Raw genomic sequence first — 23,508 nt, 5'->3', positions numbered from 1 at the left:
GGCCCGGCGCTACCGTTCGGCGGAACCGCCCTCGGCCTTGCGCACGAATGCGTCGAACAGCGCCAGTGTCTGTTCGCTGACGTGGTGCTCGATGCCCTCGGCATCACGTCGCGCGGTATCCGGGTCCACGCCCAGCGCCAGCAGGAAGCGCTCCACGGTCTGGTGGCGTTGGCGGCTGGCATGGGCCAGCGCCTCGCCCTCCGGGGTCAGGAACACGCCGCGGTACGGGCGCTGCACCACCCAGCCATCGCGGGCCAGCCGGCGCAGCATCTTCGCCACGGTCGGCTGGGCCACACCGAGGCGGGTGGCGATGTCGACCTGGCGGGCCTCGCCGCCGTCGGCCAGCAGGTCGGAGATCAGCTCGACATAATCCTCCACCAGCTCCATCCGGTGTGCTTCGCGCACTTGCCGGAAGCTCTCGACCTGGCGCTCGGCCTCGATCAAGGGGGTGCTTTTCAGCGATGTCGAATCGTCCGTCTTGCCCACGCGTGTGCCTGTCCTGCAGTTGTCATCCGGGTGCGAACCTGAATTCTGGACCAGTGACGCAGTAAAGACGATTGTTTCACATTGCTATGCGATATAGCAGTGGCTATATTGGCAGCCATGAACACTGTCGCGCCCACCGACTCTCCGGCCTCCACCGCGGCCAGCCTGGGTGCGCTCAACGCGTCGATCGCCGTACCCGAAAAGGGCCACTGGTGGTTCCGGCTGCTGGCCTTCCTGGGCCCCGGCTACATGGTGTCGGTGGGTTACATGGATCCGGGCAACTGGGCGACCGATCTCGCAGGTGGCTCACGCTTCGGCTATCTGCTGCTGTCGGTCATCCTGATCTCCAACCTGATGGCGGTGATCCTGCAGGCGCTGTCGGCACGGCTGGGCATCGCCACCGGCATGGACCTGGCGCAGGCCTGCCGTGCGCGCTACCCCAAGCCGGTGAACCTGGCGCTATGGGCGTTGTGCGAAGCGGCGATCATCGCCTGCGACCTGGCCGAAGTGATCGGCACGGCCATCGCGCTGAAACTGTTGTTCGATCTGCCGCTGCTGTGGGGCGCGGTGATCACCGCGCTGGACACGCTGCTGGTGCTGCTGTTGATGAACCGCGGTTTCCGCGCGCTGGAAGCCTTCGTGATCGCACTGCTGCTGGTGATCTTCGGCTGCTTCATGGTGCAGATCGCGCTGGCCGCGCCGCCGGTGATGCAGGTGCTGGGCGGTTTCATTCCGCGCGCGCAGGTGGTCACCGATCCGCATGCGCTGTACATCGCCATCGGCATCATCGGTGCAACGGTGATGCCGCACAACCTGTACCTGCATTCTTCCATCGTGCAGACCCGTGCCTATCCACGCACCGATGAAGGCCGTCGCAGCGCGCTGCGCTGGGCGGTGACCGACAGCACCTTTGCCTTGACCCTGGCGCTGTTCATCAACGCCAGCATCCTGATCCTGGCGGCGGCGGTATTCCATGCCAACGGCCGCTTCGATGTGGAAGACATCGAGCAGGCGCACCAGTTGCTGGCACCGATGCTGGGCGTCGGCCTGGCCTCGACATTGTTCGCAGTGGCACTGCTTGCTTCCGGCTTGAACTCCACGGTGACCGCGACACTGGCCGGGCAGATCGTGATGGAAGGGTTCCTGCGCCTGCGCCTGCCGCCGTGGCTGCGGCGGCTGATCACCCGCGCGCTGGCGATCATTCCGGTGGTGGTGGTCATCATGCTGTTCGGCGACCAGGGCGCGGTGAAGCTTCTGGTGCTGAGCCAGGTGGTGCTGTCCATGCAGCTGCCGTTCGCGATCATCCCGCTGGTACGCATCGTGACCGACAAGGTGACGATGGGCGCGCTGGTGGCGCCGCGCTGGCTCGGCGGCATCGCCTGGGTGATCGCGCTGGTGATCGTGGTGCTGAACGTGAAGCTGCTGGTGGATACGTTCGCAGCCGGTTGATCCGCGCGGTGGGAATCCGCCGGGCATTGCCCGGCGCTACCGCTGGCGACCTGCAGTAGATCCACGCCATGCGTGGATGTGGCATTACCGGCGCTACAGGAACTCCGCGATGGCCGCTTCGATCTGCTGCGGCGACTGGAAACCCGGCATGCGCATGCGCTCGTCACCGTCCAGGAACAGCGACAACGTAGGGGTCTGCCGCAGGCCCAGCTCGCGGAAGAACGCCTCGCCCACCACCTCCAGCTGCACCCGCAGCAGGGTCGTGCCCTGCCCTGCAGTGCCGCTGGCCACCCGCTGCAGCGACATGTCCAGCATCCGGCAGCCCGGGCACTGGTCCTTGTGGAAGTCCACCAGCACGCGTGGATGGTCGGCCAGCAACTGCTGGAACTGCTCAGGCGTGGTGGCGTCGATGATCTGCATCGGTGGTACTCCAGTAGTGATCCAGGACCGCATCGGTCCAGGTATCGATGGCCGCGGCATGCCGCCGGCCATGTGGCATCTGTTCGATCTCCAGCGGCGGGTAGCCACTGTGGAAATAGCGGATCAGCCGGTGCACCGCACCGCAGTAGTACTCCTGCCCCCACTGCGTTTCACCGGTGCCGAACACCGCCACCTGCCGCGGCCGCTGGCCGCGCTCGGCGATGCCTGCCACCCAGGCCTTCATCTCCGACGGTGTGCGCCCGGCGTTGTCGGTCCAGCAGCCCAGCAGCACCAGGTCAGCCTCGTCCACCGGCAACGGCGGGGCCTGGCGCAGGTCGTCGGCCTCCTGCCAGTGCACGGCGTGGCCTGCGGCCCGGCAACGCGCGGCGATGTGGCGGCCGAGCTCACGGGTGTTGCCGCTGAGCGACGCCACCACGATCAGGATGCGCAGCGCCGGGCCGCGCTCAGAGGTCGTCGAAGCCGTTGTCGACGTTGGTCTTCTTGTAGCTTGCATTGCGCATCTCGAAGAAGTCGGTCTTGGTCTCGGTGAAGTTGTCGGCGTAGGCCTTGATCCACGGCATCACGTTGTCGGCGGTGTCGCTGTACAGGCGCTCGATGCCGAGCATGCCGGCCATCTTGTTGGCGCGGTACTTCACGTAGCGCACCATCTCGTCCACGTCGATGCCATCGATGCCATCCAGCACCTCCGCCGACCACTGGGTTTCCAGTTCAATGGCGTGTTCGAACGACTGGTGCACGTAGGCGGTCAGCTCGTTGGTCTGCAGTTCCGGGTTCTCGCCGATGATGGCGCGGATCAGCTCGCTGATGAACTTGGTGTGGGCCAGTTCGTCACGGTTGATGAAGCTGATGATCTTGCCGGTGCCGTTCATGCGGTTCTGCCGCACCATGTTGTAGAAGTACGCGAAGCCGGAATAGAAGTTGATGCCTTCCAGGATCGAGGACTGGATCAACGACTTCAGCAGGGTTTCGGCGGTCTTCTCGCGCATGAAATCGTCATAGGCCCCCATGATCGGCGCGTTGCGCTTGATGATGGTGGGATGGGTGCGGGCGATCTCGAAGATGCGGTTCTGGTTGGGCAGGTCGGTGATCGAGGCCAGCACGTAGCTGTAGCTCTCGTTGTGGATCACCTCCTGCTGGCCGATGATCGCCGCGTTGGCGTGCGCGGCCGGATCGGTGATGTACTCGGCGACGTTGTAGATGAAGCGCGTCTGCGGCGAATCCAGCGTGGCCAGCAGGCCGATGATGGAATCGTAGGCGTTCTTCTCGCGCGCGTTGAGCTCGCCGTACTGGCGTGCATCCACCTTCATGTCCACTTCGTCGGGGATCCAGAAGTTGGTCGACAGCTCCTTGTAAGCGCGATAGAACGACGGGTACGGAATGTCGTTCCAGTTGAGGATGCCGCTGGTGCGGCCGTTGATGATGCCGGTGCTGCGGTTGGGGTGGCGCGGTTCGAGGATCTTGATGCGGTCCAGGGGTGTTGCCATGGTCTTTCCTGCAGAGGTAGCGCCGGGCCATGCCCGGCGGAAGGTAAGGTGCGGTGGCCGCGCGCTGCGCTCGCCGGGCCTGGCCCGGCGCTACCGCGGTTGGAGCGCAGCGATCAGCTCGAGCACCACTCGCATTCGCTGATGTCGATGTCGTTGGAGCGCACGTAGTAGGTGGTCTTCAACCCTTCCCGCCAGGCACTCAGGTGCAGCTCCAGCAGGGTGCTGGCGCGGATCGTGCTGGGCACGTACAGGTTGAAGCTGATCGACTGGTCCACATGGCGCTGGCGGCGTGCGTTCTGCCGCACGCTGGCGAACTGGTCGACCTTGTAGGCACCCTTCTCGTAGTACGGCCAGGTGTCCAGCGACAGGCCAGGCGCGGCCACCGGTCGCCGGAAGTCCTTCTTTTCCTCGTAGTAGAACGCGCTGTAGATCGGGTCGATCGACGCGGTGGAGCCGGCGATCTGCGCGGTGCTCATGTTCGGCGCCACCGCCAGCAGCCAGCCATTGCGCAGGCCGTTGGTCGCTACCTCGCGCGCAAGACTGTCCCAGGCCGCGCCACTGTAATCGCGGTCACGGAAATAGTTGCCGTTGTGCCAGTCGCTGCCGGCGAACATCGGATAGCTGCCCTTCTCCTTGGCCAGCTGCGCGCTGGCCTGGATGGTCAGGAAGTTGATGCGCTCGAACAGGCGATCGGACAGTTCCTCGGCCTCGGGCGATTCCCAATGGATCGCCTGCTGTGCCAGCAGGTGATGCCAGCCGAACGTGCCCAGGCCGATGGCGCGATACTTGCGGTTGGTGATGGTGGCCTGCGGCACCGGCAGCGCATTGAGATCGATCACGTTGTCGAGCATGCGTACCTGGATCGGAATCAACCGTTCCAGCACATCCTTGGCCAGCAGATCCTCGGGGGCGGTGATGGCACGGCCGAGGTTGATCGACGACAGGTTGCAGACCACGAAGTCGCCCGCGCGGCGGGTGGTGACGATCTGGTCGCCGCTGACGATCTCCTGGATCATCCGCGTCGGGCTCATGTTCTGCAGGATCTCGGTGCAAAGGTTGCTGGAATAGACCATGCCCGCATGCTTGTTCGGGTTCTTCCGGTTCACTTCGTCGCGGTAGAACAGGAACGGGTTGCCGGTTTCCAGCTGGCTGAGCATGATCCGCTTGAACAGGTCGATCGCCTTCACCGTGCGACGGCTGATGCGTTCGTCGGCCACCAGCTCGGCGTAGCGGTCACGGAAACTGCCCTGCCCTCGCTTCTCGTCGTAGAAATCCTGCAGGTACCAGCCCTTGGCCTGCTTCACCTCGTGCGGATCGAACAGGTACCAGTCGGCACGGCGCTCGACGGCCTCCATGAACAGGTCCGGCACGCAGATGGCGGTGAACACATCATGCGCACGCAGGCGCTGGTCGCCGTTGTTCAGGCGCAGGTCCATGAACGCCTCGATGTCGCGGTGCCAGATGTCCAGGTACACCGCCACTGCACCCTTGCGCTGGCCGAGCTGGTCGACCGACACCGCCGTGTTGTTGAGCTGCTTGATCCACGGCACCACGCCGCCGGACGAGTTGGGCACGCCGCGGATCGGCGCGCCACTGCTGCGCACGTACCCCAGGTACGCACCCACGCCACCACCGTGCTTGGACACACGGGCGATATCGGTGTTGGAGTCATAGATGCCCTGCAGGCTGTCGTCCACCGTGTCGATGAAGCAGCTCGACAGCTGGCCGCCGACTTTGCCTGCATTGGCCAGGGTTGGCGTGGCCACGGTCATGTACAGGTTGGACAACGCCCAGTACGCCTCGCCCACCAGCTGCATGCGGCGCACGCGGCCGCTCTCACCAGCCCCGCCCTCGTTCTGCATCAGGTACAGGGCAATGGTCAGCCAACGTTCCTGCGGCAGCTCATACACCTCGCGGCTGCGGTCGGTAGCCAGGTAGCGCGTGGCCAGCAGGTACAGGCCGTTGTAGGCGAACAGACGATCGCGCTCGGGCTCGATCATCTCCCCGGCCTGCTGCAGCTCTTCCTTCGAATAGCAGCGCAGGATGTCGTTGCTGTAGATGCCGCGGTCGGCCAGGCTTTCCTGCAGGCCCACGTAGGAACCGTACTTCAGGCTGACATCGTAGAAACGGTTGCGGCTGGCGCGCTTGTAAAGCCGGCGCAGGTACAGGCGTGCAGCGAACTGTTCCCACTGCGGCGCGACAAGGTCGACGCGCGATTCCGCTTCGCGGATCAGCAGATCCACCAGATCATCGGCACTGATGCTGGGCTTGCGTTCGACCATCGCCAGCACCACGCGGCGATAGTCGGCCACATCCAGCTGCGGCAGGTCGGCGTGGATGGTGTCGATGCTGCGCAGCAGGCGCGCCGCATCGAACGGCAGGCGACGATTGCCGGCTTCCTTGGTGATCCAGGTCGGCACGCGCTCGCCGCTGGCGCGCATGGCGTCGCCGGCGCCGGCCAGGTCGGCCACGCGGAAGGTACTGTCGGTCATGGTGGTGAAACTCCAGGCTCGTGCGCGCGTCGGCGCCCGATGCCATGGCGGCCCTGCACGCGATACCGGCGCACGGGGCGAACGGGTGAAGTGCCAAGGGGCGGGAACACAGGTCGTCGGCATCTGCCTGCGCCTGCGGCCGGTATCCGGGCCGTGGGGGCGACCTGCGTCCGCACGGTGGCGGCCGCGTCGACACGGCAAGCCTTCAGGGGCGGGCCGCGGGACGTTTGCTGCATGTCCGGCGGCGGCGGCTGACCGGGAGTGACAGCCACAACATAGTGGGGATATTCCGAGCCGTCAACACAAGATGCGGTGATCGCGCGCCAACGCGACCATCGGTCGCAGGATGCCGTGTTGCACGTGCGCGACCTTGTCGACGCCGGACGCATCCCCAGTTCGGTACAACGTCAACTTTCATTGGAACACCGCCCATGCGCGCTGCCCTGTACTCCTCCTTCGGCGATCCAGCCCAGGTCCTCGCCGTTGCCGATGCCCCCCTGCCCGAACCCGGTCCCGGCGAAGTACGCATCCGCACCGTGCTGGCCTCGATCCACAACCACGATCTGCTGACCGTGCGTGGCCTGTATGGCTACAAGCCGACGCTGCCGGCGATCGGCGGCAGCGAAGCACTGGGCGTGGTCGATGCGCTCGGCGAAGGCGTCGACGGCCTGCAGATCGGCCAGCGGGTTGCCGCCGCCTCGGTGCACGGCACCTGGGCCGAAGCGTTCATCGCACCGGCGCGGATGGTGATCCCGATGCCGGACGCGATCGCCGATGAAATGGCCGCACAGCTGATCGCCATGCCGCTGAGCGCGTTGATGCTGCTGGAATTCCTGCACGTCGAGCAGGGCCAGTGGATCGTGCAGAACACCGCCAACGGTGCCGTCGGCAAATCGCTGGCGATGCTCGCAAAGGCGCGCGGCGTGCACGTGGCCAACCTGGTGCGCAATGCCGAGGCCGTGGCGCAACTGCAGGCACTGGGCATCGATCACGTGTTCGATACCTCGGTGGACGGCTGGAAGGACCGCGTGCGCGAAGCCACCGGGCAAGCGCAGGCCGCTGCTGCAGTCGATTCCATCGGTGGCGATGCCAGCGGCGACTTGGTCGACCTGCTCGGCCACCACGGCACCCTGGTCTCTTTCGGTGTGATGAGCGGCGAACCGATGCGCATTCCCGCCGGCGGCCTGATCTACAAGGAAGCCACGGTGAAGGGCTTCTGGGGCAGCAAGGTCAGCCAGGCAATGGCGGTGGAAGACAAGCGGCGGTTGGTGGGTGAACTGCTGAAGCGTGCGGCCGGGGGTGAACTGACCCTGCCGGTGGAGCAGATCTTCGCATTGGACGACATCGCCCAGGCGGCGAAAGCCGGCGCCGGTTCGGGCCGCAATGGCAAGGTGCTGCTGCGCGCGTGATGCCCACGGGGTCGGATCCCTTTCCGAAAGGGAAGGGCTCTGACCCTGCAGGAGCGTACGGACTAACGGTCCGCACCCACCGGGATGGTCTGCCGCACCGAGGCCGCCGACTTTCGTTAAGAACCTGTGATGTATAACTGAATGCGCTTTCGTCATTGGAAGGTGCACTCACCCGCGTGCGGTACTGACGGCTCCTCCACCGTTTGGCGTAGTCGCTTCCATGTATCGCACCACCCTGCTTTCCAGCGCGGTCGCGCTGGCTCTCGTCGCTGGCACCGCCAGCGCCGCTGAAACCGCCGACACCGGCAAGGACAGCACCACCCTCGGCACCGTGCTGGTGACCGGCTCGAACATCAAGCGCAGCGACACCGCCGGTCCCAATCCGGTGCAGATCGTCACCCACGAGCAGATCCTGCAGACCGGCCGCTCCACCCTTACCGACGTGCTGCGCAACCTGTCGGCCAACGCCGGCAACAGTTTCGACGAGCAGTACACCGGCAGCTTCGCTGCGGGATCGGCTTCGATCGGCCTGCGCGGCCTGTCACCGAAGAACACGCTGGTACTGGTCAACGGCTACCGCGTGGCCAACTTCGGTTTCGCGCTCAACACCCAGGACACCTTCGTCGACCTCAATGCGCTGCCGATCAGCGCGGTCGAGCGCATCGAAGTGCTGAAAGATGGCGCCTCGGCGGTGTACGGCTCGGACGCCATCGCCGGCGTCATCAACATCATCCTGCGTCGCGACTTCCAGGGCGTGGAAGTCGGCGCTGGTTTCGGCACCGCCACCCAGGGCGGCCTGAACGAGCGCAAGGCCAACCTGCTGGCCGGCTTCGGTGACCTCGAGCAGCAAGGCTGGAACGTGCTGTTCGGGCTGGACCTGCTCAAGCGCGACCGCCTCGACGCCGACCAGCGCGCGTACACCCGCGACGGCGATTTCCGCGACAAGCCCGGTGGCCGCCTGGCCGGCTGGTCCACCGCCGGTGGCAACTGGCTGTCCAATCCGCGCGCACCGCAGCCGTTCTCGCCCTGCCCCGAGGGCAGCGAGCTGCGTCCCTACAGCGACTTCGGCAGCACCCTGCCCGGCCAGGCCTGCGCCTTCAACGCGCAGCCGTTCAAGACCCTGCAGCCCGGCGCCGAGCGCCTGCAGGCATCGTTGAGCGCGACCTATCGCTTCAGTGACAGCGTCGAAGCCTTCGCCGACGTGCTGTACAGCCACAACAAGGCCGACCAGATCTTCAGCGCCCCGCTGACGGTCGGCCCGGGCCTGCGTGCCTACAATCCCGCCACCGGTACGCTCACCGATATCGCCGCTGTCCTGCCGGTCGGCCATCCGAACAATCCGGGCAGCACGCCACTGCCGTTCGAGTACACCTTCTTCGATCTCGGCCCGCGCCTGAAGGACAACACCCAGGTGTTCTACCGCGCCTTGGCCGGCGTACGTGGCAACGGTGAACGCTGGGACTGGGAAGTGGCCGCACTGACCTCGCAGAGTGCGCAGCGCGAGTACGTGGACAACTTCGTTGACCGCTACGCCTTCCAGCAGATCCTGCGCGACGGCAGCTACAACTTCCTCGATCCGTCCAGCACGCCGGGCGCACTGGACGATCTGCGCCTGCAGACCAAGCGCCCGGGCTGGTACAAGCTGCACTCGCTCAACGTCAAGGCATCGACCTCGTTGTGGGAACTGCCGGCGGGTGCGATCGGCTTCGCCTGGGGCGCGGAATTCCGCAAGGAATCGCTGGACGCGCGCACCAGCGCGCAGGTGCTGTCCGGTACTGAACTGCGCCCGGCGATCAACATCGTCGACGGCGAGCGCCAGGTCAGTGCCGCCTATGCCGAGTTCAGCGTGCCGCTGCATCGCACCCTGGAGCTACAGGTGGCCGGCCGCGGTGACCACTACGATGACTTCGGCAAGGCATTCTCGCCGAAGTTCGCGCTGCGCTGGCAACCGCTGGACAGCCTGCTGCTTCGTGGCTCGTTCTCGCGTGGTTTCCGTGCACCGTCGCTGCCGGAGATCGCACCGGGGCAGACCATCAGCTACGGCTCGGTGGTCGACCCGTTCGATCCGCTGCAGCCCGGCGGCAGCCGCGGCGTGACCAACCTGCGCACCGGCAATCCGGACCTGAAGGCCGAACGCTCGCGCAACCTCAATGTCGGCGCCGTGTGGTCACCCGATGCCGATTCCAGCATCGGCCTGGACTGGTACCGCATCGAACAGGACAACCTGGTCAAGCCGGACAGCGCGCAGTTCATCGTCGACAACCCGGGACTGTTCCCCGGTCGCGTGCAGCGCGATGCGCAGGGCCGCATCCAGATCATCACCAACCAGTACGCCAACCAGGGAGAGCTGACCACCTCGGGCATCGACCTGGAAGCCACCCGTACCTTCCGCACCGACGGCTGGGGCAACTTCACCGTGGCCGGCAGCTGGACCCACCTGCTCAGCTTCAAGCAGCCGCTGGTGGCCGGCCAGGCGCCCTATGACGGCGCCGGCAACAACCGCCATGGCGCGCTGCCACGCACCCGCGGCACCACTTCGTTGAACTGGGCGGTGGGCGACTGGAGCAGCACGCTGAGCCTGCAGTACGTGAGCGGCTATGACCAGCGCGTAGCCACGGCCACCAGCAATCCGGGCCTGCGCGATCGGGTCAAGCCGTACCACCAGCTGGACCTGTACGTGGCCTATGAAGGCATTCCGAAGACCACGCTGTCGCTGTCGGTGCTGAACCTGACCGACAAGGACCCGCCGTTCGATCCGGCCGGCGGTTCCAACGGCTTCGACATCAGCCAGTACAACCTGCGCGGGCAGTTCGTTTCGCTGGGCGCGCGCTACCGGTTCTGATTGAACAGGAGGGTGCGGACCAACGGTCCGCACCCTCCAAAGGCAAGGGCCATGCCCGGCGTGGCTGCATCAACGGCTCAGGTGCAGGAACTGCAGGTGCCGTTCGTACTGGCTGATGATGTCGTTGATGATCTGCTTGCGGCTGTAGCCGACCAGGTCGTAGTCCTGGCTACCCTCGTACAGATGCACTTCGGCGCGGTAGTAGCGCTGGTTGCGCAGCTGCTGCGCGGCGAAGGACGGGGTCAGGTAGCCACTGAGGATCACCCGGTACTGGAAGTCCTGCTGCTCGCCGTGGTTGACCGACAGCTCCATGTCGCCCGCTTCGAACCGCGTCTGCACGTCCCAGCCCTGCTCGCGCAGCTGCTCGGCCACCGCCTCCATCGCCGGCTTCACCGTGTCATCCATGAAGCGGTACACCTGGTCGCGTACCGGGAAGTGCATGGCCTGGGTCAGGCGCTGGCGCCAGCCTTGGTGGTGGCGGTCATCGCCGATCAGCGGCGATGGCCTGAACTGCTGCGCGCGCTTGCGGTGCGACTCGTCACTGAAGGCGCGGGTCAGGCCCCACATCATCAACAGCAGCACCGCCGAGAACGGCAGCGAGGCCAGCACCACCGCTGATTTCAGCGCATCGATGCTGCCGGCCAGCAGCAGGCCGGCGGTCAGCACCGCGATCACCGTGCCCCAGAACACGCGCAGCCAGCGCGGGCCATCGTCCTCCGGCGCACCGCCATGCGAGGACAGCGTGGACAGCACCACCGCCCCGGAATCGGCCGACGTCACGAAGAAGATGAAGCTGACCAGCACGGTCACCCCGATCACCGCCTTGCTCCACGGGTAGCCATCCAGCAACGCATACAGCACCGTCGGTGGGTCATCCACCGCCAGCTGCGCCAACTGCTGCTGGCCATGGTGCAGCACCTGGTCCAGCGCGCTGTTGCCGAAGATCGACAGCCACGCCAGGGTGAAGCCGAGCGGGATCAGCAATACGCCGAACACGAACTCGCGGATGGTACGGCCGCGCGAGATGCGCGCGATGAACAGGCCGACGAACGGCGCCCAGCCGATCCACCAGGCCCAGTAGAACACCGTCCAGCCGCCCAGCCATTCCGGCCGGCCGCCATAGGCGTATACGTCGAAACTCTTGCCCACCACGCTGCCCAGGTAGTCACCCAGGTTCTGCATCAGCGTGCTGAGCAGGTACTGCGTGGGACCGGCGCACAGCATGAACAGCACCAGCGCAATCGCCAGCAGCATGTTGATGTTGGCCATCCAGCGCACGCCCTTCTCCACGCCGGACACGGCCACCGCGACCGCCGCGCCCATCATCGCCACCACCAGCAGGATCTGCACCATGTTCGAGTGCGGCACGTTGAACAGGTGCGACAGCCCAGCGTTGAGATGCAGCACGCCGAAGCCCATGTCCGCGCCGATGCCGAACACGGTGGCGACGATGCCCAGGGCGTCGACGGTATAGCCGATCGGGCCGTTGATGCGCTTGCCGATCAGCGGATACAGCGCCGAGCGCAATGCCAAAGGCAGGTTGTGCCGGTAGGCGAAATAGGCCATCGCCATCGCCGCCAGCGCGAACACACCCCAGCCATGCAGGCCCCAGTGCAGGAACAGCAGCTGCATGGCCTGGCGCGCACCGGCCTCGCCCGCGGCCGGATCACCCTGCGGCGGCTGCAGGTAGTGGGTCAGCGGCTCGGAAACGCAGAAGAAGAACAGGGTGATGCTGATGCCTGCTGCGAACAGCATGCCGGCCCAGGAGAGGTAGCTGAACTCCGGTTCGTCATGGTCGGCACCGAGCTTGATGCCGCCGTACTTGGACAGCGCCACGCCGACCACGAACACCAGGTACAGGGTCATCGCCAGCAGGTAGTACCAGCCGACGTTGAGCGCGGCCCAGTCCTGCGCCTTGACCAGCAGGCGACCGGCGCCGATCGGATACAGGCTGACGAACAGTGCGAAGGCAACGACAACGATCGCCGCGAAGGCGAAGACGGGCCGCAGGGTTCGCACCGGCTGATGTTGAGGCTCCAGTGCTTCCATGGGCAGCCATCTCCGGATCGATCAAAGAGTAAGCCGACCGATTCTGGCTGAATCGCAGTGGACACAGGATGAAGTCGTGGCATCGCGCAGGCACGATCGGCTGGATTTCCGTGCTACGCGCGCGCCTGCAGACCGGCGGGCGTGCCGGGCGGCGTTGTCACTTTGGTCCGATTACGACACGCCGCGTCCGGCACCGACGATTCACCCCATCACATGCACGGCGCACAGCTTGTTGCCGTCGGGATCACGCAGGTAGGCCAGGTACAACTGGCGCCCGGCCTTGTGCCGCACGCCGGCCGGGTCTTCCACCGCGGTACCGCCGTGGGCGACCCCCGCTTCCTGCCAGGCATGGACCGCCTGCGGGTCTGCCAGCGCAAAGCCGATGGTGCCGCCGTTGGCATGGCACGCCGCCTCGCCATCGATGGGCGGGATGACCATGAACATCCGTCCATCCTTGATATAGACCAGCTTGCCCTCGTCATCGAACACGCCTGCGCGACCGCCGATGGCAGTGAACAAGGCATCGTAGAAGCGGCGGGAAGCCGCCATGTCGTTGGTTCCGACGGTGACGTGACTGAACATGCGGGCACTCCGTTGCGGGAAAGCCCAAGTGTCGGCCACCTCACTGATCGCCGCAATCAAGCCGGGATCACGCCGTACTGAGCAGCAGCACGGCCGCCGTGACCAGGCCGATGCCGATCCAACCGATCGGGCGCAGGCGGTTGCCGAACAACAGGCGACCACACGTGGCCGTGCCGATCACGCCGATCGCGCCCCACATCGCATAGGCGGTGGCCAGGTCCATGTAGCGCACGGCCTGGCCCAGCAGAGCGAAGGCGATCCAGACCAGCACGATGGCGCCGACACCCCAACGCCAGCGACGGAAGCCATCGGACTTGGCCACCATCATGTTGGCGGCCACATCGATCAGCGCCGAGCAGATCACGAAAAACAAGGCCATCAAGTTCATCAGTGTGCCTCCCCGAGGGTGACACAGACGATGCCGACCACCGCCAGCACCAGACCGGCCAGCTGCTGCAGCGACAGGCTCTCACCGAACACGCTGATGCCGACCACGGTCAGCAGGGTCAGGCCGAGGCCTTCCCACACCGCATAGGCCACGCCGACGGCGATGCGGCGCACCGACAGCGCCAGGAAGTAATAGGACAGCGCCAGCGCGGCGGCCATCACCAGATAGCCGGTCCAGCCGCCATCGCGGGCGGCATGGGCCATGAAGGACGTGCCGACCACTTCGGCGACGATCGCCACGGTCAGGCAGGCCCAGGCGACGAAGGCGCCACGGGCGGGAACAGTACGGGACATGTGAAGCTCCTTGCGGGACGGGGGCCGCGCCCCGTCATCAGTAGATCCACGCCGTGCGTGGATGATCCGGAACGCCCCCGCAGACAGGGGCGACGGCGGCCAGTATCATCGCCTTTTACGGTGGTATCAAAATGGATTCCATCGACAGGAGCGATGGATCAATGCCCTATTCTCCCGAATCCCTGCAGGCCTTCGTCGAGGCCGCCGCGCTGGGCTCGTTCTCGGCGGCCGCCCGCCGGCTGCGCAAGACCCAGTCCACGGTCAGCACTGCCATTGCCCATCTGGAAGCGGACCTGGGCATGGTTCTGTTCGACCGCAGCGGCCGCTATCCGCAGCTGACCGACGCCGGCCGGCAGGTGCTGGGCCACGCGCAGGAAATCCTTGCCGCCGACGCGCGCCTGCAGCAACTGAGCGTGCGCCTGGCCGCACCCGTGGAGCCACGCCTGACCGTGGTGTTCTCCGATGTCTACCAGCTCGATCCGGCGCAACGTGTGCTGCAGCGGTTTGCCGAGGCATTTCCCGAGATCGAGCTGGAATGGCTGGATGCCGAGGGGCGCGACGTGCTGGAACTGGTGGATGGTGGGCGCGCCGGGCTGGGACTGCTGCCGCGCCAGGCGCAGTACCCCGATGCGCTGGTGGCCCAGCCCCTGGCCCACCACAGCGAACTGGCGGTGTACGTGGCCAGCGACCATCCGCTGGCGCAGGCCGGCGTGCGTGCGGCGGCGCAACTGGCCCGGCATCGGCAGGTGCGGCTGAGTGCGCAGGTCGACCACGCACCGCCGATCAGCGGGCCGGCATGGACCGCGTCGGACTACCTGATGGTGATGGAGATGGCCGAGGACGGCATCGGCTGGGCCGAACTGCCGCGTGCGCTGGTGCAGCGCTACGACCGGGGCCGCCTGCTGGAACTGCGCGTGCCGGGCTGGCCGAGGCGCATCCACAGCGACCTGGTGTGGCGCCGCGATACGCCACCGGGGCCGGCAGCGTTGTGGTGGGCCGAGGCGTTGGGGTGAGCTAGTGCCGGCCGCTGGCCGGCATCCCCTTGCCCCGTGGTTGCCGGCCAGCGGCCGGCACTACCGATCAACGATGGGCGAGCGCGTAATCGAGCGCCGAGCACACCGCCGCCACCTGCGCGTCGTTGCACTGCTGCGGCGTCGCGCGGGGGCTGTCCGGGTAGACCTCGGTGGTGGTGGTGTACTTCGCCCCGGTGATGCCCGCACACAGGCCCAGCGGCACCAGCGCGTACTCGATCACGCCGTGCGCGACCACCGGCGAACCGATGATCTCGCCCTTGTCGTCGGCCGGTGCGATATGGGTCACCTTCTCCACTTCGGCGACCACGGCCTGCTGGAAGGCCGGCTGCGGATTCCCGCTGTCGTCCACCAGGTAGAAGCCATCGGGAATCAGGCCCGGTTCGAACGGCTTGCCATCGCGCGCGGCGAGTGCGGGACGGAACTCGCTCTCGTCGCTGTCGGTGGTTTCGTGCAGGTCGATGTGCAGCACGAACTGGCCCTTCAACGGTGCGATCAGTTCGATCAGCGCCGTCGATTCACGGGCCGGGCCGTCAGCGCGGAAATTGCGGTTCGGGTCGATCGCATCGAAGTTCCAACGGTTGATGCGCTCGAAGCCCCACGGATTCACGCACGGCGCGACCAGCAGGTTGGCCTTGCCGGCGTAGTGGGCGGCATGTTTTTCGAGGAACTCCAGCGCGCCCATTACGCCACTGGTCTCGTAGCCATGCACGCCGCCGGTCACCAGCGCGGCCGGCAACGCCGGGTTCCAGTCGCGGCTGCGCAGGGCGAACAGGGTGTAGGTCTCGCCTGCATAGTCGAGCTGGCCGTAGGCCACCTTGTCGAAATGCCCGGCCAGTGCATCGATGCGCGGCAGCACCTCCTCGTCGTAACGGCGCAGGCGCTGCTGGCGCGCACGCCACTGCTCCCTTTCCGCAACGCCCCACGGCTGGCCAAGGGTACCGACGGGGTAGAAAGCAGCAGTGGACATGGCAGTTCTCAGCGGGTCAGGAGGCGATCGGCCACTTTACCACCGGGCCAAAGCGCTGAACGGCGGACCGATTCCAATGGCGAATGGAATCAGCAATAATTCTCATTTACGACCTTCCACGCCCCGCACCGATGCCTATCCCTGCCCCGCAACCGGCCCGCCTGCCCCTGGCTGCCGCCCTCGCCCTGTGCGTGTTTCCGGCCGCCAGCGCGCTCGCGCAGGACAGCGCCACCACGCTCGACAGCATCCAGGTGTCGGGCAGTTGGTTGGGCACCGGCCTGCACGACAGCGTCAAGAGCTTCGCTGGCGCGCGTACCGTGGTCGATCGCCAGCGCATCGAGGCCAGCGGCGCCGCCAGCCTGGGCGATGCCATGCGCCGCATTCCCGGCGTGCAGGTCACCGACAACTCCGGCACCGCTGGCAGCTCGGTCTCGCTCAACATCGGCGTGCGCGGCCTGACCGGCCGTTACTCGCCGCGCTCGACCGTCCTGCTGGACGGCGTGCCACTGGCGGTTGCGCCGTACGGCCAGCCACAGCTCTCCTTCGCCCCGGCCAGCCTGGCCAACATCGAATCGATCGACGTGGTACGCGGCGGCGGTGCGGTGCGCTACGGGCCGCAGAATGTCGGCGGCATCATCAACTTCAGCACCCGCGCGATTCCGACTGCGGCCGGCCTGCACGGCGAGGCCGGCGTGCGCTACAGCGCTTACGACCACGGCGGCGGCGACAGCACCCAGTACAACGCGTTCCTCGGCGGCACCGCCGACAACGGCCTGGGCATGGCCCTGCTGTATTCGGGGCAGGACGGCCGCGGCTGGCGCCAGGGCAGCGATGACCGCTTCGATGATCTGGCGCTGAAGTTCGCCTATGCCATCGACGCACAGCAGGAGCTGCGTGCCAAGCTGTCGTACTACGACGTGCGCTCTCTGACTCCGGGCGGCCTGACCCGCGCCCAGTACCAGGCCGATCCGTTCCAGAACACCCGCCCGTCCGACTTCTGGAAGGGCCATCGCACCGGCATCGACCTGGGCTACACCAACACGCTGTCGGAGAACAGCGAGTTCGAGGTGCTGGCGTATTACAACGAAAGCAACCGGGCCAGTTCGCTGATCAACGCGGCCAACACACAGATCACGGTGCAGCCGCGCGACTACCGTGTGCTCGGCATCGAGCCACGCTACACCCAGCGCCTGCACTGGGGCAGCAGCGTGCACGACATCACCGCCGGCTACCGCTTCCTGCGCGAGCGCGGCAACGACCGCAGCTACACCGTTACCCGCCGTACCGGTGCGACCGGCGCGACCACCCGCTTCGACAACGCCACCGATGCGCACTCGTTCTACGTTGATGACCGCATCGCCATCGGTCAGTGGCGGATCACGCCCGGCGTGCGCATGGAGTGGATCGACATGGACCGCCGCCAGGCCGGCGGCGGCGCGACCTTCAGCAGCCGCAACGACAAGGCCCTGCCCTCGCTCAACGTCGCCTACCTGTTGACCCCGCAGCTGACCGTGTTCGGCAACTACACCACCTCGTTCGGGCCGGTGCAGAACATCCAGTTGAACTCGCAGAGCGCGACCAACCCGCTGAACCCGGAAATCGCCAGGACCACCGAGCTGGGCGCGCGTTGGCAGGATGGCGGGCTGCGTGCGGAAGTGACCGTGTTCAAGATGCGCTTCGACAACCAGATCCTGCAGGTGCCGGGCATCACCCCGCCCACCTTCCAGAACATCGGCGCCACCGACCACAAGGGCGTGGAAAGCGCGATCGAGTACCGCTTTGCCGAAAGCAGCGCGCTGGCCGGGCTGGAACTGTACGCGAACTACACCTGGACCAAGGCCATCCAGCAGTCCGGCGACAACCGCGGCCTCGATGTGCCGTTCTACGCGCGCGATACCGACAGCGTCGGCGCCCGTTATGCGCTGGCCGGCTGGACCTTCAACGTGTCCAGCACCCACCAGAGCGGCCAGTTCTCCGATGCCGCCAACACCTGGGAAGAAGCCGCCGACGCGCGCGTAGGCCGTGTACCCGGCGTACGCCTGTGGAACGCGCAGGCCGCCTGGCAGCTGCCCTGGCTGGCCGACAGCGAGGTCGCGGTGGGCGTGAACAACCTGGCCGACAAGCGCTGGTACACCCGCAACGTGGATGGCAATGCCGGGCGCATGGTGGCCGCGCCGCGCACGTTCTACGTGCAGGGCCGCTACCGCTTCTGAGCATGGCAACCGCCTGATGCGGTGACGGTAGCGCTCACGGTGGCGGCGTATCATGCCGCCACCATGTCCTCCACCGCTTCGCCATCGCGCCTGCATCTGGCCTTCCAGGGCCTGCGCCTGCGCCTGCGCGGCAGCGACCTGTGGTTCATCGCCCTGGCGCTGGTGGTCGGGCTGATCGCCGGCGGCCTGACCCTGTTGCAGGCTGGGCTGGCACGCACCCTGCAGACGGCGTTGTATGGGCTGGACGAGGGCATGCGCCTGAGCTCGCTGCCCGCTTTGACCTGGACTGCCCTGCTGGTGCTGCCGCTGGGTGGCCTGGTGGTGGGCCTGGTCAGCCTGGCTGCCACACGCCTGAAACGCCCCCTGCTGGATGCCGTGGAAGCCAATGCACTGCATGGCGGCCGCATGTCGATGCGCGACAACCTGATCGTGTTGACCCAGACCCTGGTCTCCAATGGCTGCGGTGCTTCGGTCGGACTGGAGGCGTCGTATACGCAGATGGGCGCCGGCAGCGGTTCGCAGCTGGGGCGGGTGATGCGCCTGCGCCGCAACGACGTGCGCATCCTGGTCGGTGCTGGCGCGGCCGGTGCGATCGCCGCGGCCTTCGGTGCACCGCTGGCCGGGGCGTTCTACGCCTTCGAGATCGTCATCGGTGCCTATACGCCGGCGGCACTGGCGCCGGTTGCGGTGGCCGCACTGGCCGGCGCCTTCGTTGCCGACCAGGCCGGCGTGGACGCCTATCTGCTACCGGCGGCATCGACCATCGACGTGCGCGCAGCCGACTATGCGATCTACGGCCTGCTCGGCTGCTGCTGTGCGATGGTCGGCATCGTGGTGATGCGCCTGATCGCCTCCATCGAAGGCACGGTCAAGCGCAGCCCGTTGCCGTTGTGGGGGCGCCCGGTGGTGGGCGGCCTGCTGTTGATTCCGCTGGCCCTGGCCAGCCCGCAGGTGCTGTCGTCCGGCCACGGAGCGCTGCACCTGGACCTGACCACCCATCTGCCGCTGATCTGGATCGGCGGGCTGCTGACGCTGAAATGCCTGGCCTCCGGCATTTCGCTGGGCTTCGGTTTCCGCGGCGGCCTGTTCTTCGCCTCGCTGTTCATGGGCACCCTGGTCGGCACGCTGTTTGCCGGGCTGCTGGCGATGGCCACCGGCGTCCCGGTGGTCGACGCCACGTCGGCAGCGCTGGCAGGCATGGCTGCACTGGCCGCGGCGGTGGTTGGCGCACCGATGACCATGGCCATGCTGGTGCTGGAAGGCACCCACGACTTCCTGCTGACCAGCGTGGTGATGAGCGCCGTGCTGGTGTCCAGCACCCTGGTGCGGCAGTGGTTCGGCTATTCCTTCTCGACCTGGCGCATGCACCTGCGCGGGGAAACCATCAAGAGCGCGCGTGACATCGGCTGGGTGCACAACCTCAATGCCGGGCGGATGATGCGCAAGGGTGTGGCCACCGCCCCGGCCGACCTCGATGCCGCCGACTTCCGCCAGCGCTTCCCGCTGGGCTCGGGCAGCCGGGTGATCCTGATCGACAGTGAAGGCCACTACGCTGGCATCGTGCAGATTCCGCGCCTGTTCGGCGACGGCGTGAAGCCCGAGGACGTCGTAGGTACGTTCGCCGAGAACTGCGACGTGGCACTCGCCGCCAGCGCCGACGTGGTGACCGTGATGCAGCGGTTCGACCAGACCCAGGCCGACGAGCTGGCGGTGGTGGCCGACGATGGCCAGGTGCTGGGCGTGGTGTCTGAAGCATTCGTGCGCAAGCGCTATGCGGAGGAACTGGACAAGCGCCAGCGCGAAATGATGGGCGAGCGCGTCGACGAGTAGATCCACGCCATGCGTGGATGATGCCCCCTGCCCCCTGCCCCTCCACGCGTGGCGTGGTTCTACTGTCACCTGCGGGAGGTAGACTGCGGCCATGCGCTTCATTGAAACCTTCCAGCCCGGCCCGTTCGCCGACACCGTGGTCAGCCTGCTGGCGGCGTTCGTGCTCGGCACCCTGATCGGCGCCGAACGCCAGTACCGGCAACGCACCGCTGGCCTGCGCACCAACGTGCTGGTGGCTGTCGGCGCTGCCGCCTTCGTTGACCTGGGCATGCGCATCGCGGGCAGCGCCGAGGCCGTGCGGGTCATCTCCTACGTCGTCTCGGGCGTCGGCTTCCTCGGCGCCGGCGTGATCATGAAGGAAGGCATGAACGTGCGCGGCCTGAACACCGCCGCGACGCTGTGGTGCTCGGCTGCCGTGGGCAGCTGCACCGGCGCGGACATGCTGGCCGAAGGCGTGCTGCTGACCGTGCTGATCATCGCCGGCAATACCCTGCTGCGGCCACTGGTGAACGCGATCAACCGCATCCCGATCAACGAAGCCGCCAGCGAAGCGACCTACGAAGTGCGCCTGAGCGTGGATGCCGACGCGGTACCGCGCGTGCGCGAGCGCCTGGTCGATGCGCTGGAAGCCGCGCAGTACCCCGTTGGCGACGTGCAACTGGTGGAGCACGCCGATGCGCCCACTGATGTGATCGCAGTGCTGGTCAGCACCGCGGTCAGCGCCGACGAACTGGACGTGGTGCTGGCGCGGATGGAACAGGTGCCGGGCGTGCTGCATGCCACCTGGGAAGTCAGCACCCGCGATTGAGCGGGTGTCGGCAGTTCATCCGCGCGCTACGCGCTGCTGCGCTCGCAGCAACCTGCGGAACGACACGCAGCGCCGAGCATCCTCGGCGTGTGGACAGGCGGCAGCCCGCCGCAGCCGATCCTGCGCCCGCTGCAATCTGCGGATCTGCTGCTGCAGCGCATCGGCCCGGGCCAGCAATGCCGTGCGATCCAGTGCAAGCCCTGCCCCCTGCGGCATCGCTGCGCCGATCTGCTGCAGCGACAGGCCTGCCGATTGCCCCAGGCCGATCAGTGCCAGCCGTTCCAGCACCTGCTCGTGGTACTGCCGGCGCAGGCCGCGACGCCCCAGTACCTGCAACAGGCCGAGCTGCTCGTAGTAGCGCAGCGTCGAGGCCGGCACGCCACTGCGGCGGACCACCTCACCGATATCCAGTTCCTGCATCGTGCTTGACCTCAAGTGGGCTTCAAGCGCCACCATGGTCGCACTCCCCGCGCAAGGCAAGCCCATGGACGATTCACTCCCGCTCGATCAGAACACGCTCTGGAACGGCGCCGCCGGCAAGAACTGGGTCGCGCAGCAGACCCTGCTGGACGGCCTGTTCCAACCGATGGCCGATGCCCTGCGCGACGAGCTGCCGGTTACCGTCACGGAACTGCTGGACGTGGGCTGCGGCACCGGCGCCAGTACGCTGAGCGCCGCCGCAGCACGCCCTGACGCCCATTGCACGGGCGCGGACATCTCCGCACCGATGCTTGATCTGGCCCGCCAGCGCGCCGCCGCGATCGGGCGCGGGATCGACTTCATCGTTGCCGATGCCCAGCGCCATCCCTTCGCAACGGCGCGCTACGATTGGATCCAGTCGCGCTTCGGGGTGATGTTCTTCGAGGACACGCAGGCCGCCTTCGCCAACCTGCACCGTGCCGCCCGAACGGGCGCGGGCCTGCGCTGCATCGCCTGGCGCAGCGCCCAGGAAAATCCGTTCATGACCACCGCCGAGCGCGCCCTTGCAGACCAGCTGGTGCTGCAGGCGCGGGTACCGGGTGCACCGGGGCAGTTCGCTTTCGCCGATGGCGAACGGGTGCGCCGGCTGCTGCAGCGTGCCGGATGGCAGGACGTGGACATCGCGCCGCTGGACCTGACCTGTTTCCTCAGCCGTGATGCGCTGGCCAGCTACGTCGGCCAGCTCGGACCTGTGGGTCTGGCCCTGCGTGCGTTGCCGGCCGCACGCGCCGAAGCGCTGCTGCAGCAGGCGCTGACCGCGTTCGCACCGTTCATCGAAGGTGACCGTGTGCGGGTGGAAACCGCCTGCTGGATGATCCGCGCCCGCGCATAGCAACAGAAAAGGGGACGGAGGGGATCAAGTCGTTCATGCCCCGGTTGTGCGGGAAACGATTTGATCCCCTCCGTCCCCTGTTTCTCTACAAGGCCTCGCCGGCATCGGCCAGACGCGATTCGATGAGCGCGTACCACTGCTCGAGCATGTCGACCAGCATGTCCAGCTCGGCGTCGGCACGCTGCGCGCGGCCGCTGCGCAGGCACGCCTGTGCTTCCTGCAGCTGGGTGAGGAAGCCGGCAACGGTGTCGGCCTGCAGGATGAGGCCCGGCAGCCGGCGCCCGGGAATGCGCACGACCGCATGGTTGCCGAGCTGGCCGTACACGCTGAGAGTGGCTTCCGTCTTCATGGACAAGGGCAGGAATTGGGCATTCATCAGGTGCACCAGGGAAGAAACCTGCCCACCGGCAGGCGTGGAAAACGGGGGAGACGTTTCCACGTCCTGCCGGCAGAACAGGGGGGACTCGGGATGCCGGGGCACGCCCCGGCGCGGGGATTCAGTGCGATCGGGCCACGCCCGCGATCTGCACCCGGCGATTGGGCGCCAGGCAGGCGATCAGCTCGCGCCGGTTGCGCTGGTCGCACTGCACCAGCGGTTCGGCCGCACCCCGCCCTTCAGCGCTGATGCTCGCCGCGGATACGCCGCCCTGTACCAGCGCCATGCGCACCGCCTCGGCACGTCGCTGCGACAGCGTCTGGTTGTAGGCAGCGCTGCCGATGCGGTCGGTGTAGCCGACCACCTGGATCGACTGCACCTGGCTGGCCTCACGCACCTGCGCCAGTAAACCCTGCACGGCCTGCTGGCCGCTGGCACTGAGTACGGCACTGTCGAAGCCGAACAGTGCATCGGCAGCCAGCCGCAGCGGCTGCTCCGGCAAGGGCGCCGGCGCTGGCGATGGCGGCGGACGCGGCGGGTCGAGGACCGCTGCGCACGATTCAGGCTTCCAGTAGCCGCCCTGGGCGATGCCCTTGTTGTCGAAGCGCACCTGGAACTGGCAGGTGAAGTACTCCGCGCCCTGTGCGGTGCGGAAGTTGAACAGGTAGTTCCACTCGCGCACGGCCCACATGCCTTCGTTGAAGTGCGGGGTGCCGAGCAAAGTGTACAGCTGGCGCTTGCTCATGCCCGGTGCGAACCGGCGCAGGTCGGCGATATCCGGATAGATGCCTTCCTTCAGCGATGCCTTGCTGGCCTCCGGGAAGGTGACGGCGGTGCTGTCGGCGGGGCCGTCGGCGGCCGGTGCGTGGCTGCGGCAGGCAACCAGCAGCCCCGCGGCCAGGATCAGGCCCAGCGTGGCGGCGACGCGGCCACTGCGAGCGATGCGATGCGGTTTCATGTCATTCCCCCTGTAGACGTTGCCCGCTGCGCCGG

General features: G+C 66.9%; 21 protein-coding genes. 8 read left to right on the top strand and 13 right to left on the bottom strand.

What is annotated here, in order from left to right; all coding sequences use genetic code 11:
- Positions 1–9: 9 nt before the first annotated feature.
- Positions 10–486, bottom strand: a complete 477-nt coding sequence (gene mntR / locus BW38_RS15830; protein WP_025878571.1) for a manganese-binding transcriptional regulator MntR — start codon at positions 484–486, stop codon at positions 10–12.
- A 117-nt stretch (positions 487–603) separates the two neighbouring features.
- On the opposite strand from mntR, the gene BW38_RS15835 reads away from it, so the two are divergent.
- A complete protein-coding gene (locus tag BW38_RS15835) occupies positions 604–1,935 on the top strand; it encodes an Nramp family divalent metal transporter (protein WP_025878570.1) in 1,332 nt (443 codons plus the stop codon).
- A gap of 93 nt (positions 1,936–2,028) precedes the next feature.
- Here BW38_RS15835 and BW38_RS15840 read toward each other — a convergent pair whose 3' ends face one another.
- The 4 genes from BW38_RS15840 to BW38_RS15855 form a co-directional block, all read right to left on the bottom strand.
- The gene (locus BW38_RS15840; protein ID WP_032975313.1) at positions 2,029–2,355 is read right to left on the bottom strand and encodes a thioredoxin family protein; all 327 of its coding nucleotides are present in this window, start codon (positions 2,353–2,355) and stop codon (positions 2,029–2,031) included.
- Positions 2,327–2,806 carry a flavodoxin gene (locus BW38_RS15845; protein WP_032975359.1) on the bottom strand — a complete coding sequence of 160 codons (480 nt, stop codon included), beginning with the start codon at positions 2,804–2,806 and terminating at the stop codon, positions 2,327–2,329. Before BW38_RS15845 ends, BW38_RS15840 begins: the two co-directional genes overlap by 29 nt.
- A 13-nt stretch (positions 2,807–2,819) precedes the next feature.
- Complete coding sequence (locus tag BW38_RS15850) at positions 2,820–3,860, bottom strand: ribonucleotide-diphosphate reductase subunit beta (RefSeq protein ID WP_032975312.1); 1,041 nt, start codon at positions 3,858–3,860, stop codon at positions 2,820–2,822.
- Between the two features lie 113 nt (positions 3,861–3,973).
- On the bottom strand, positions 3,974–6,301 hold the full coding sequence (locus BW38_RS15855) for a ribonucleoside-diphosphate reductase subunit alpha (protein ID WP_235189906.1): 2,328 nt from the start codon (positions 6,299–6,301) through the stop codon (positions 3,974–3,976).
- A gap of 482 nt (positions 6,302–6,783) precedes the next feature.
- Between BW38_RS15855 and BW38_RS15860 the strand changes: the two genes are divergently transcribed.
- The gene (locus tag BW38_RS15860; RefSeq protein ID WP_032975309.1) at positions 6,784–7,761 is read left to right on the top strand and encodes a zinc-binding dehydrogenase; all 978 of its coding nucleotides are present in this window, start codon (positions 6,784–6,786) and stop codon (positions 7,759–7,761) included.
- A 220-nt stretch (positions 7,762–7,981) separates the two neighbouring features.
- Positions 7,982–10,603: a TonB-dependent receptor gene (locus BW38_RS15865; RefSeq protein ID WP_032975308.1), complete on the top strand. Its 2,622-nt coding sequence runs from the start codon at positions 7,982–7,984 to the stop codon at positions 10,601–10,603.
- Positions 10,604–10,672: 69 nt separating this feature from the next.
- Here the strand turns inward: BW38_RS15865 and betT are convergent, their stop codons facing one another.
- The 4 genes from betT to BW38_RS15885 all read right to left on the bottom strand — a co-directional run bounded on the left by betT (position 10,673) and on the right by BW38_RS15885 (position 13,975).
- A complete protein-coding gene (gene betT, locus BW38_RS15870) occupies positions 10,673–12,652 on the bottom strand; it encodes a choline BCCT transporter BetT (protein WP_025878562.1) in 1,980 nt (659 codons plus the stop codon).
- Positions 12,653–12,853: 201 nt separating this feature from the next.
- A complete protein-coding gene (locus BW38_RS15875) occupies positions 12,854–13,234 on the bottom strand; it encodes a VOC family protein (protein WP_025878561.1) in 381 nt (126 codons plus the stop codon).
- 67 nt (positions 13,235–13,301) lie between these two features.
- Complete coding sequence (locus BW38_RS15880; protein WP_032975307.1) at positions 13,302–13,622, bottom strand: multidrug efflux SMR transporter; 321 nt, start codon at positions 13,620–13,622, stop codon at positions 13,302–13,304.
- Positions 13,622–13,975, bottom strand: a complete 354-nt coding sequence (locus BW38_RS15885) for an SMR family transporter (protein WP_032975306.1) — start codon at positions 13,973–13,975, stop codon at positions 13,622–13,624. Before BW38_RS15885 ends, BW38_RS15880 begins: the two co-directional genes overlap by 1 nt.
- A gap of 161 nt (positions 13,976–14,136) precedes the next feature.
- On the opposite strand from BW38_RS15885, the gene BW38_RS15890 reads away from it, so the two are divergent.
- A complete protein-coding gene (locus BW38_RS15890) occupies positions 14,137–14,988 on the top strand; it encodes a LysR family transcriptional regulator (RefSeq protein WP_032975305.1) in 852 nt (283 codons plus the stop codon).
- Between the two features lie 67 nt (positions 14,989–15,055).
- Here the strand turns inward: BW38_RS15890 and BW38_RS15895 are convergent, their stop codons facing one another.
- Positions 15,056–15,976, bottom strand: a complete 921-nt coding sequence (locus tag BW38_RS15895) for a M14 family metallocarboxypeptidase (protein WP_032975304.1) — start codon at positions 15,974–15,976, stop codon at positions 15,056–15,058.
- 131 nt (positions 15,977–16,107) lie between these two features.
- Here BW38_RS15895 and BW38_RS15900 point away from each other — a divergent pair, with 131 nt between their 5' ends.
- From BW38_RS15900 to BW38_RS15910, 3 genes are all read left to right on the top strand, one after another.
- Entirely contained in the window at positions 16,108–18,189 is a 2,082-nt protein-coding gene (locus BW38_RS15900; RefSeq protein WP_032975303.1) for a TonB-dependent siderophore receptor, read from the top strand.
- A gap of 63 nt (positions 18,190–18,252) precedes the next feature.
- Positions 18,253–20,019 carry a chloride channel protein gene (locus BW38_RS15905; RefSeq protein WP_051584925.1) on the top strand — a complete coding sequence of 589 codons (1,767 nt, stop codon included), beginning with the start codon at positions 18,253–18,255 and terminating at the stop codon, positions 20,017–20,019.
- 91 nt (positions 20,020–20,110) lie between these two features.
- On the top strand, positions 20,111–20,827 hold the full coding sequence (locus BW38_RS15910; protein ID WP_025878554.1) for an MgtC/SapB family protein: 717 nt from the start codon (positions 20,111–20,113) through the stop codon (positions 20,825–20,827).
- A gap of 15 nt (positions 20,828–20,842) precedes the next feature.
- Here the strand turns inward: BW38_RS15910 and BW38_RS15915 are convergent, their stop codons facing one another.
- Positions 20,843–21,247 carry a MerR family transcriptional regulator gene (locus BW38_RS15915; RefSeq protein ID WP_032975300.1) on the bottom strand — a complete coding sequence of 135 codons (405 nt, stop codon included), beginning with the start codon at positions 21,245–21,247 and terminating at the stop codon, positions 20,843–20,845.
- A gap of 64 nt (positions 21,248–21,311) precedes the next feature.
- Here BW38_RS15915 and BW38_RS15920 point away from each other — a divergent pair, with 64 nt between their 5' ends.
- Positions 21,312–22,139 (top strand): class I SAM-dependent methyltransferase, encoded by an 828-nt coding sequence (locus BW38_RS15920; protein WP_032975299.1) that lies wholly within the window; start codon positions 21,312–21,314, stop codon positions 22,137–22,139.
- Between the two features lie 85 nt (positions 22,140–22,224).
- On the opposite strand, the gene BW38_RS15925 is transcribed toward BW38_RS15920, so the two are convergent.
- Together BW38_RS15925 and BW38_RS15930 are read right to left on the bottom strand one after the other, a co-directional pair.
- Positions 22,225–22,515 carry a hypothetical protein gene (locus BW38_RS15925; RefSeq protein WP_170929478.1) on the bottom strand — a complete coding sequence of 97 codons (291 nt, stop codon included), beginning with the start codon at positions 22,513–22,515 and terminating at the stop codon, positions 22,225–22,227.
- 121 nt (positions 22,516–22,636) lie between these two features.
- Positions 22,637–23,473 carry an OmpA family protein gene (locus BW38_RS15930; RefSeq protein ID WP_032975297.1) on the bottom strand — a complete coding sequence of 279 codons (837 nt, stop codon included), beginning with the start codon at positions 23,471–23,473 and terminating at the stop codon, positions 22,637–22,639.
- Positions 23,474–23,508 lie beyond the last annotated feature (35 nt).

It is taken from the genome of Stenotrophomonas sp. RIT309 (genome assembly GCF_000632045.1).
GTDB lineage: Bacteria > Pseudomonadota > Gammaproteobacteria > Xanthomonadales > Xanthomonadaceae > Stenotrophomonas > Stenotrophomonas indicatrix.
Note: the sequence above shows the minus strand (reverse complement) of the source record. Positions and strands in the feature narration are given on the sequence as shown.

Excerpts from the sequence above, each read along its gene's own strand:
- BW38_RS15835 (WP_025878570.1), top strand. The coding sequence starts at position 604 with ATGAACACTGTCGCGCCCACCGACTCTCCGGCCTCCACCGCGGCCAGC.
- BW38_RS15840 (WP_032975313.1), bottom strand. The coding sequence starts at position 2,355 with ATGCAGATCATCGACGCCACCACGCCTGAGCAGTTCCAGCAGTTGCTG.
- BW38_RS15850 (WP_032975312.1), bottom strand. The coding sequence starts at position 3,860 with ATGGCAACACCCCTGGACCGCATCAAGATCCTCGAACCGCGCCACCCC.
- BW38_RS15855 (WP_235189906.1), bottom strand. The coding sequence starts at position 6,301 with ATGCGCGCCAGCGGCGAGCGCGTGCCGACCTGGATCACCAAGGAAGCC.
- BW38_RS15860 (WP_032975309.1), top strand. The coding sequence starts at position 6,784 with ATGCGCGCTGCCCTGTACTCCTCCTTCGGCGATCCAGCCCAGGTCCTC.
- BW38_RS15865 (WP_032975308.1), top strand. The coding sequence starts at position 7,982 with ATGTATCGCACCACCCTGCTTTCCAGCGCGGTCGCGCTGGCTCTCGTC.
- betT (WP_025878562.1), bottom strand. The coding sequence starts at position 12,652 with ATGGAAGCACTGGAGCCTCAACATCAGCCGGTGCGAACCCTGCGGCCC.
- BW38_RS15875 (WP_025878561.1), bottom strand. The coding sequence starts at position 13,234 with ATGTTCAGTCACGTCACCGTCGGAACCAACGACATGGCGGCTTCCCGC.
- BW38_RS15880 (WP_032975307.1), bottom strand. The coding sequence starts at position 13,622 with ATGAACTTGATGGCCTTGTTTTTCGTGATCTGCTCGGCGCTGATCGAT.
- BW38_RS15885 (WP_032975306.1), bottom strand. The coding sequence starts at position 13,975 with ATGTCCCGTACTGTTCCCGCCCGTGGCGCCTTCGTCGCCTGGGCCTGC.
- BW38_RS15890 (WP_032975305.1), top strand. The coding sequence starts at position 14,137 with ATGCCCTATTCTCCCGAATCCCTGCAGGCCTTCGTCGAGGCCGCCGCG.
- BW38_RS15895 (WP_032975304.1), bottom strand. The coding sequence starts at position 15,976 with ATGTCCACTGCTGCTTTCTACCCCGTCGGTACCCTTGGCCAGCCGTGG.
- BW38_RS15900 (WP_032975303.1), top strand. The coding sequence starts at position 16,108 with ATGCCTATCCCTGCCCCGCAACCGGCCCGCCTGCCCCTGGCTGCCGCC.
- BW38_RS15905 (WP_051584925.1), top strand. The coding sequence starts at position 18,253 with ATGTCCTCCACCGCTTCGCCATCGCGCCTGCATCTGGCCTTCCAGGGC.
- BW38_RS15910 (WP_025878554.1), top strand. The coding sequence starts at position 20,111 with ATGCGCTTCATTGAAACCTTCCAGCCCGGCCCGTTCGCCGACACCGTG.
- BW38_RS15915 (WP_032975300.1), bottom strand. The coding sequence starts at position 21,247 with ATGCAGGAACTGGATATCGGTGAGGTGGTCCGCCGCAGTGGCGTGCCG.
- BW38_RS15920 (WP_032975299.1), top strand. The coding sequence starts at position 21,312 with ATGGACGATTCACTCCCGCTCGATCAGAACACGCTCTGGAACGGCGCC.
- BW38_RS15925 (WP_170929478.1), bottom strand. The coding sequence starts at position 22,515 with ATGAATGCCCAATTCCTGCCCTTGTCCATGAAGACGGAAGCCACTCTC.
- BW38_RS15930 (WP_032975297.1), bottom strand. The coding sequence starts at position 23,473 with ATGAAACCGCATCGCATCGCTCGCAGTGGCCGCGTCGCCGCCACGCTG.